Origin of the sequence: Blautia sp. Sow4_E7 (assembly GCF_052116245.1) — a bacterium.
In the GTDB taxonomy this organism is placed as follows: domain Bacteria; phylum Bacillota; class Clostridia; order Lachnospirales; family Lachnospiraceae; genus Blautia_A.
Genome location: NZ_JBQKLL010000025.1, coordinates 41310 through 49685, shown reverse-complemented (window position 1 = coordinate 49685; position 8376 = coordinate 41310). Strand labels below are relative to the sequence as shown.

General features: G+C 43.8%; 7 protein-coding genes and 1 tRNA gene. 6 read left to right on the top strand and 2 right to left on the bottom strand.

Annotation, left to right across the window (positions count from 1 at the left end; all coding sequences use genetic code 11):
- The first annotated feature begins 282 nt into the window (after window positions 1–282).
- The 4 genes from ACTQ50_RS13420 to ACTQ50_RS13405 all read left to right on the top strand — a co-directional run bounded on the left by ACTQ50_RS13420 (window position 283) and on the right by ACTQ50_RS13405 (window position 4958).
- Window positions 283–1224, top strand: a complete 942-nt coding sequence (locus tag ACTQ50_RS13420) for a magnesium transporter CorA family protein (protein ID WP_441484615.1) — start codon at window positions 283–285, stop codon at window positions 1222–1224.
- Between the two features lie 13 nt (window positions 1225–1237).
- On the top strand, window positions 1238–2095 hold the full coding sequence (locus tag ACTQ50_RS13415) for a hypothetical protein (RefSeq protein WP_441484614.1): 858 nt from the start codon (window positions 1238–1240) through the stop codon (window positions 2093–2095).
- 34 nt (window positions 2096–2129) lie between these two features.
- Entirely contained in the window at window positions 2130–3563 is a 1434-nt protein-coding gene (pyk, locus tag ACTQ50_RS13410) for a pyruvate kinase (protein WP_441484613.1), read from the top strand.
- 108 nt (window positions 3564–3671) lie between these two features.
- Window positions 3672–4958, top strand: a complete 1287-nt coding sequence (locus ACTQ50_RS13405; protein ID WP_441484612.1) for a diaminopimelate decarboxylase — start codon at window positions 3672–3674, stop codon at window positions 4956–4958.
- Between the two features lie 65 nt (window positions 4959–5023).
- Here ACTQ50_RS13405 and ACTQ50_RS13400 read toward each other — a convergent pair whose 3' ends face one another.
- Both ACTQ50_RS13400 and ACTQ50_RS13395 read right to left on the bottom strand, forming a co-directional pair.
- The gene (locus ACTQ50_RS13400; protein ID WP_441484611.1) at window positions 5024–5584 is read right to left on the bottom strand and encodes a Uma2 family endonuclease; all 561 of its coding nucleotides are present in this window, start codon (window positions 5582–5584) and stop codon (window positions 5024–5026) included.
- 139 nt (window positions 5585–5723) lie between these two features.
- Window positions 5724–5806, bottom strand: a tRNA-Leu gene (locus ACTQ50_RS13395).
- Window positions 5807–5954: 148 nt separating this feature from the next.
- Between ACTQ50_RS13395 and ftsH the strand changes: the two genes are divergently transcribed.
- Complete coding sequence (ftsH, locus tag ACTQ50_RS13390) at window positions 5955–7814, top strand: ATP-dependent zinc metalloprotease FtsH (protein ID WP_441484610.1); 1860 nt, start codon at window positions 5955–5957, stop codon at window positions 7812–7814.
- Window positions 7815–7992: 178 nt separating this feature from the next.
- Window positions 7993–8331: an anti-sigma factor family protein gene (locus ACTQ50_RS13385; protein WP_441484609.1), complete on the top strand. Its 339-nt coding sequence runs from the start codon at window positions 7993–7995 to the stop codon at window positions 8329–8331.
- The last annotated feature ends 45 nt before the right edge of the window (window positions 8332–8376 follow it).

Sequence of the window (8376 nt, the reverse complement as noted above, 5' to 3'; positions counted from 1 at the left end):
ATTTTATACCCTTTTTGGAAACTGATTGAGCGATGTTTAGGCTACATGGGTCAATTTTCGGATTCATGGTACAGTTATCAGTTTAGATACTGTTCCGTGAATAATTCAGGTAACATTATAGCGAAATGCAAAAAATTTGTAAACCGAATCTATTAGAATTGACAAAATTTCCTGTAGAAATTATAATTAAGTGTATATTTTTTTGAGGATAGAAGACCCTGTCTGATTGAAAAAGGGGCAGTCGTTTTTTTTAGAAGCAAGAGAGTGGAAGGAGTGCAGCTTGTGGTAAGGATTTTTAAGACGATAGAGGGCGCGATCCATGAGATCCAGGAGCCACAGGAGGATTGCTGGATCGCTATGACCAATCCCACTGCAACCGAGATCTTCGAAATGTCCGAAAGGTTCGGAATCGAGGTAGATGATCTTCGGGCTCCTCTGGATGAGGAAGAACGTTCCCGTATTGAGGTGGAAGATAATTACACGCTGATCCTTGTGGATGTTCCTATGATCGAGGAGCGCAATGATAAGGACTGGTACGGTACCATTCCTCTTGGCATTATTGTTACCAAGAAGATGATCTTTACGGTATGTCTGGAGGATACGCAGGTGCTTACCCGTTTTATGGAGGGTAGAGTTCGTAATTTCTTTACTTACATGAAGACCAGATTTATCCTTCAGATCCTTTACCGGAATGCGACCATGTATCTGCATTATCTGCGTATTATTGATAAGAAGAGTGAGCAGGTGGAGGAGAAGCTTCACATGTCCACCCGTAACCAGGAACTGATGGAGCTTTTGGAACTGGAGAAATCCCTGGTTTATTTTACCACATCCCTTCGGTCAAACGAGGTGGTGCTGGAGAAGCTTCTGAAGGTGGAGAGCATTAAACAGTATCCGGAGGACACCGATCTTCTGGAAGATGTTATCATAGAGAATAAACAGGCGATTGAGATGGCAAATATATACAGCGGTATCTTAAGCAGCATGATGGGTACTTTTGCCTCGGTTATTTCCAATAATCTGAACGTGGTCATGAAGGTTTTGTCCGTTATCACCATTGTAATGAGTATTCCGACCATCGTGTTCAGTGCCTATGGAATGAACCTGAATCCTGCAGGAATGCCGTACTCTGCTGATAAATGGGGATTCTTAGTGGTAATTCTGCTGTCTGTACTGGTGAGCATTATAGCGGCAGTGATTCTGTCCAAGAAGAAATTTTTCTGAGTAGGAGGACTACATGAAATTTATTGATAAGCTGGAACGAAAATTTGGAAGATTTGGTATTCCCAATCTCACAGTCTATATTATTGTATGCTATGTGATAGGTTATGCGTTGATGATCGTGAATCCAAGCATGCTGAACTGGCTCAGTCTGGAACCTGCGTATATCCTGCGCGGTCAGGTCTGGAGACTTGTGACATGGGTGTTGTATCCGCCGAGCACATCTGGCGTACTGTGGTTTGCAATTGCAGTGTTGTTCTTTTATTATCCAATTGGAACTTCCCTGGAGAGAACGATCGGAACCTTTAAATATACACTGTACATTCTTTCCGGAGTGGTATTTACGATTTTAGGTGCATTTATCCTGTATTTCCTTCTTGGAGGAAATGTTCTGGTAGGAAGTGTATTTTCTACCTATTATATCAGTTTGTCAACTTTCCTTGCATATGCAATGTGTTATCCGGATATGCAGGTTCTGCTCATGTTCATCATTCCGGTGAAGATGAAGTGGATGGCAATTTTCTACGTGGTGATCGTTGTATATGAAATGATCCAGTATGTTATGGCAGGTGTATGGTATCTGGTGATCCCGATTGTGGCTTCACTGTTGAATTTCATTATTTTTTACTTTGGAACAAAGGATTTCAGCCGGTATAACCCGAAGGAAGTCCACCGAAGAAATGAATTCCGCAGAGCCATGGAGCCCCAGGGACGTATGAAATCAGGCAGCGGTGCTGTGACCAAGCATAAATGTGCGATTTGCGGACGTACCGAGCTTGATGATCCCAATCTGGAGTTTCGTTTCTGTTCCAGATGTAATGGAAATTACGAGTATTGCCAGGACCATCTTTTCACACATACACATGTGAAATAACTTTTAACCAATAAAACAGAGGGATAGACTGCTTATGAAGAGAACAAAAATTATCTGTACTCTGGGACCGGCCTCCAGTAAGAAAAGTGTTTTAAGATCTATGATGCGTGCCGGAATGGATATTGCCCGTTTTAATTTTTCCCACGGTTCTCACGAAGAGCACAGGGGAAGAGTGGATCTGATCAATAATCTCAGGGAAGAACTGAATCTTCCGGTTGCCATGCTTCTTGATACCAAGGGACCGGAAATCCGTACCAAGCTTTTAAAGGATCATAAGAAGGTTACACTGGAAGCTGGCAGTGAGTTTACACTTACCACTGGTGATATAGAAGGTGATGAGACCAGAGTGGCCATCACCTATGAGAATCTTTACAAAGATGTAAAAAAAGGCGGCAAAATCCTGATCGACGACGGCTTGATCGAGCTTGAGATTGAGAACATCAAGAATGGAGATATTGTCTGTCGTGTCTTAAACGGCGGCGAGCTTGGAGAGCGCAAAGGAATCAATGTTCCTTATGTGAAGGTGAAGCTTCCGGGAATCACTGAGCAGGACAAGGATGATATCCTGTTTGGAATCACACAGGAATTTGACTATATTGCAGCTTCTTTTGTCCGGGATGCAAAGGCGATCAAAGAAATCCGCCAGCTTCTGGATGAAAACGGCGGTCAGGACATTGGCATTATCGCCAAGATTGAGAATGCAGAGGGTGTTGAGAATATTGACGAGATCATCAAGGCTGCAGATGGCATTATGGTGGCCAGAGGTGACCTTGGTGTAGAGATTCCTCCAAGCGAGGTTCCTTATATCCAGAAGATGATCATCCGCAAGTGCAATGAGAACTATGTTCCGGTTATCACGGCTACCCAGATGCTGGATTCCATGATCCGCAATCCACGTCCTACAAGAGCAGAGGTGGCAGACGTTGCCAATGCGATTTACGACGGTACAGATGCCATCATGCTTTCCGGTGAGACAGCAGCTGGTAAATATCCGTTGGAAGCCCTGAAGATGATGGTGGAGATCGCAGAGACTACAGAGCCGCATCTGAATTATGAGGATTACACCCATAACCGTAACATGTGCGGTGAGAGCAAGGTATCCAGTGCTGTAGGGCTGGCAGCTGTACAGACAGCAAGAGATCTGAAGGTGAAGGCCATTGTGACGCCTACCTTTGGAGGAAGAACAGCCAGACTGATCTCAAATTTCCGCCCGGAGGTTCCTATTTATGCAGTTACCCCAAATGATACCATCCTGCACAGACTGCAGCTTGTATGGGGTGTTACGCCGTTGAAGGGATACGAGAAGGATTCCACAGAGCATATTATTTCCCAGGCCATGAGCGTTGTCCGCAGAAAGCGACTGGCGAAGAAAGGGGATCTGATCGTATTTACGGTTGGGGATCCGGCTACCAATATGACCCGGGAAGGTGCGGTAACCAATATGCTGCATGTGATTGAAGCCAAATAAAACTGTCGTCGCGCTTGGCGCTTTTTAAGCATACGTTGGCGCCGACAACAGAAAAGTTACTTTTTTATCGCAGCGTGCGCTGCATTATACAAACGAGGAGAAACTATTATGAAAAAGACACCTTTTGTAACACTGGAGAAGGTACAGGAGATTGCCCAGAAATATCCTACCCCATTTCATCTCTATGATGAGAAGGGAATCCGTGAGAATGCACAGGCTTTGAAGGAAGCTTTTGCATGGAACAAAGGATTTAAAGAGTTTTTCGCAGTAAAGGCAACCCCGAACCCGTTCCTGATCAAGATCCTGCAGGAGTATGGCTGCGGATGTGACTGTTCTTCTATGACAGAGCTGATGCTTTCCAAGGCAATTGGCTGCAAGAAGGGAGACATTATGTTTTCCTCCAATGACACTCCGGATAAAGAGTTTAAATATGCAGATGAGATCGGCGGAATTATCAATCTTGACGATATTACCCATATTGAGAGCGTAGAGAAAGCCGTTGGAAAGATTCCGGAGACCATCAGCTGCCGTTACAATCCAGGTGGAGTGTTCAAGATCAGCAACGATATTATGGATAACCCTGGAGATGCCAAATACGGTATGACTACAGAGCAGATTTTTGACGCATTCCGTATTCTGAAGAGCAAAGGTGCTAAGGAATTTGGTATTCATGCATTTCTTGCCAGCAATACCGTGACCAACGATTACTATCCGATGCTTGCAAAGGTTATGTTTGAACTTGCTGTGAAGCTTCAGAAGGAGACTGGCGCCCATATTAAATTTATCAATCTTTCCGGTGGTATTGGTATTCCTTATCGTCCGGAGCAGACTCCAAACGATATTCGTGCTATTGGAGAAGGTGTGCGCAAGGTATATGAAGAGGTTCTGGTTCCGGAGGGAATGGGAGATGTGGCTATTTATACCGAGCTTGGCCGTTTCATGATGGGTCCGTATGGATGTCTGGTAACAAAAGCGATCCATGAGAAGCACACTCACAAAGAGTATATCGGTGTGGATTCCTGTGCAGTAAACCTTATGCGTCCGGCTATGTACGGTGCTTACCATCATATTACCGTTCTTGGAAAAGAGGACCAGCCTTGTGATCATCTGTATGATATTACAGGATCTCTTTGCGAGAACAATGATAAATTTGCAATCGATCGTTATCTTCCGAAGATTGACATGGGAGATTACCTGGTGATCCATGATGCCGGTGCACACGGATTTTCCATGGGATACAATTACAATGGCAAACTGAAATCCGCGGAGATCCTTCTTCACGAAGATGGAACCTTCGACATGATCCGCCGCGCCGAGACACCAAGAGATTACTTTGCAACCTTTGACTGCTTCCCGATCTTTGAGAAGCTGCTGGAGGATGAAGGCCAGGCGTAAAAGGAAAATAAAATAATGGATACAAAGAAGGAAGTACTGGCAAAAACCAATACTTCCTTTTATTTTTAATTTAATTCGGCTGATATATCTGAAAAATCAATATATAAATCTTCGTATATATTTACTTTAATAATAGAATCAAAAGTATAAGGAATACTTAAGCGTTCGCCTTCAAAGTAGTTTACGAAAATACTCTTTTTCATAGGATCTACAATCCAGTATTCACGAACTCCATACTTTTGATAATAATACAATTTTTTTACGTAATCGTCCGAAGCATTTCCCGGGGAAACGATTTCGATAATAAAATCGGGAGCACCATTACAACGCTTGCCATCCAGCTTGTCGAGATCACAGATGATCATAATGTCAGGTTGAACTATCAGTAATGGATTATCAGCCAGTTTGACATCAAATGGTGCTGTAAATATTTTGCAGGTGCCTTTTTTTCTTTTGATATAGGAGTTTATGATTCCTGATAATTCCAAAGATATTGTCTGGTGGGCTTGAGATGGACTTGACATATAAAAAATTTGTCCTTCAAAAACTTCTGCACGTATATCTGATGGTAAATTTTCATAGTCATCAAGTGTAATGTATTGTGGCTGAAGGTTTACTGCTGGCATGCTTAGACTCCTTTCGTAATTTATTGTAAACAAGTTTTTATGTAGCAGATGATTCTAATAAAAAAATCGTAAGAAAAAATCTTACGATTATTATACTACAATAAAATTTATATGAAAACTAAAATATAGAATCCAAGAATGCCGGCAGTGGGACTTGAACCCACACGTAGTTGCCTACAACAGATTTTGAGTCTGCCTCGTCTGCCATTCCGACATGCCGGCGGTTGAACAATTGATATAATAGCACATTATAAAAATAAAGTAAAGATGAAATTATGAAAAGTTTATAAATTTTCGGGGCAGAATATTGATATTCATACACGGAAATGCTAAAGTATTTAACAGTTTACAGAAAATGGAGGAAATGCCAATGAATATTGACCATAAAAAACCAGAGAACCGGCCATTGTATATTTTTGTACTGGTAGCTGTCTTGGTAATCCTTTTCCTGAACATATTTGCCATTCCTGCTATGCAGGAGCATTCTGTGGAGAAGACGGACTACAGCACATTTCTCAGCAATGTGGAGCGGGGAAACGTGTCCAAAGCAGAGGTACAGGATGATTACATCTATTACGTAGTGAGAAAGAACGGCGAGGACGTGGTATGCAAGACAGTACGCATGGATGATCCGGATCTGGTAAACCGTTTATATGAGGCCGGAACAAGTATGGAGGCAGTGGAACCTCAGAAGCAGTCCATTTTTCTCAGTCTGGTGATCGGATATGTGATCCCGATCATCATCTTTATTTTCCTTGGAAGATGGCTGAGCAAGAAAATGATGAGTTCCATGGGTGGCGGCCCTGGCGGAGCAATGTCCTTTGGAAAAAGCAATGCCAAGGTGTATGTAAAGTCTTCTACCGGAATCAAGTTTACAGATGTAGCAGGTGAAGATGAGGCGAAGGAGCTTCTTACAGAGATTGTAGATTATCTCCACAATCCACAGAAGTATACAGAAATCGGAGCTTCCATGCCGAAAGGCGCCCTCCTTGTAGGCCCTCCGGGTACCGGTAAGACGCTTCTTGCCAAGGCGGTTGCCGGAGAAGCGGAAGTACCATTTTTCTCTATTTCCGGTTCTGAATTCGTGGAAATGTTTGTAGGTATGGGTGCTGCCAAGGTACGTGACCTGTTTAAGCAGGCCAATGAGAAAGCACCATGTATCGTATTTATCGATGAGATCGATACTATTGGTAAGAAGCGTGACAGCGGAAGCTTTACAGGCGGAAATGATGAGCGTGAGCAGACACTGAACCAGCTGCTTACCGAGATGGATGGATTTGACGGGTCTAAGGGAGTTGTGATCCTGGCCGCTACCAACCGCCCGGATTCCCTTGATCCGGCGCTTCTTCGTCCAGGCCGTTTCGACAGACGGATTCCAGTAGAGCTTCCGGACCTGAAAGGCCGTGAAGAAATCCTGAAAGTCCATGCCAAGAAGATCAAGATTGCAGACAGTGTCCGTTTTGATGACATTGCCAAGGCAGCTGCCGGAGCTTCCGGTGCAGAGCTTGCAAACATTGTTAATGAGGCGGCTCTTCGTGCAGTCCGTGATGGCAGAAAGTTTGCAACCCAGGCAGATTTTGAGGAAAGTATCGAAGTGGTTATTGCCGGTTATCAGAAGAAGAACCGGGTGCTTTCCAATAAGGAGAAACTGATCGTATCCTATCATGAAGTGGGACATGCACTTGTGGCAGCAAAGCAGACAGATTCTGCGCCGGTACACAAGATCACGATTATCCCTCGTACATCTGGAGCCCTCGGCTATACCATGCAGGTGGACGAACAGGAACATTACCTGATGTCCAAAGAAGAACTGGAGAATAAGATCGCCACCTTCACAGGCGGACGTGCCGCAGAGGAGCTTATTTTCCACAGCATTACAACTGGAGCGTCCAACGATATCGAGCAGGCTACCAAGATTGCCAGAGGCATGATCTCACGCTATGGTATGAGTGACGAGTTCGATATGGTTGCCATGGAGAGCATGAGCAACCAGTATCTGGGAGGCGATTCCAGCCTTAGCTGTTCTTTTGAGACACAGACCCTTCTGGACAAGAAAGTGGTAGAGCTTGTCCGCAGACAGCATGAAAAAGCATACAAGATCCTGGAGGAAAACATCGACAAACTCCACGAGCTTGCAAAATACCTGTATGAACATGAGACTATTACAGGCGAGGAATTTATGAAGATCCTGAATGATCCGCCAAAAGTACTTACAGGTGCAGAAGAATAAAAAACAGGTAACCGTTTAGTACCTTTACAGTTGCGAAAACAGATAAAATGAGAGACAGCAGAAGATACCTTGTTTGGTTCAGTGAACAGGAACATGGGGATCTTCGGCTGTCTCTTGTGTTTTTGCGGGGATTCGGATATAATAGGTCATATGGGCTGTGAAAGAGAGGTGTGTTTCCATGAATTGTCAGACAGCAGAGAGTATGGTAACCAGATATATTGAGCATGATCTGTCAGTAGATGAGCTGGAAGAGTTTTTGGATCATGTGGAGAATTGTCCTTCCTGTTATGATGAACTGGAAACGTATTTTATTGTGCATGCCGCTATGCAGCAGCTGGATGAAGAGAGCAGGAACGCAACGTTTGACCTCCGGGAACTTCTGGAGGAAGATATCCGCAAGTCCAAGCATCATATACTGAGAGAAAAATTTCGCCGGGCAATAAGCGGAGTGGGTTTTTGTGCCCTGATCGCCGGGCTGGGCGGATTTTTGATCTATATTATTATGCAGGTATTGTAGAAAAAATTACAATCGCAGCAGTTATTTTTAGAAGATTATACGCAG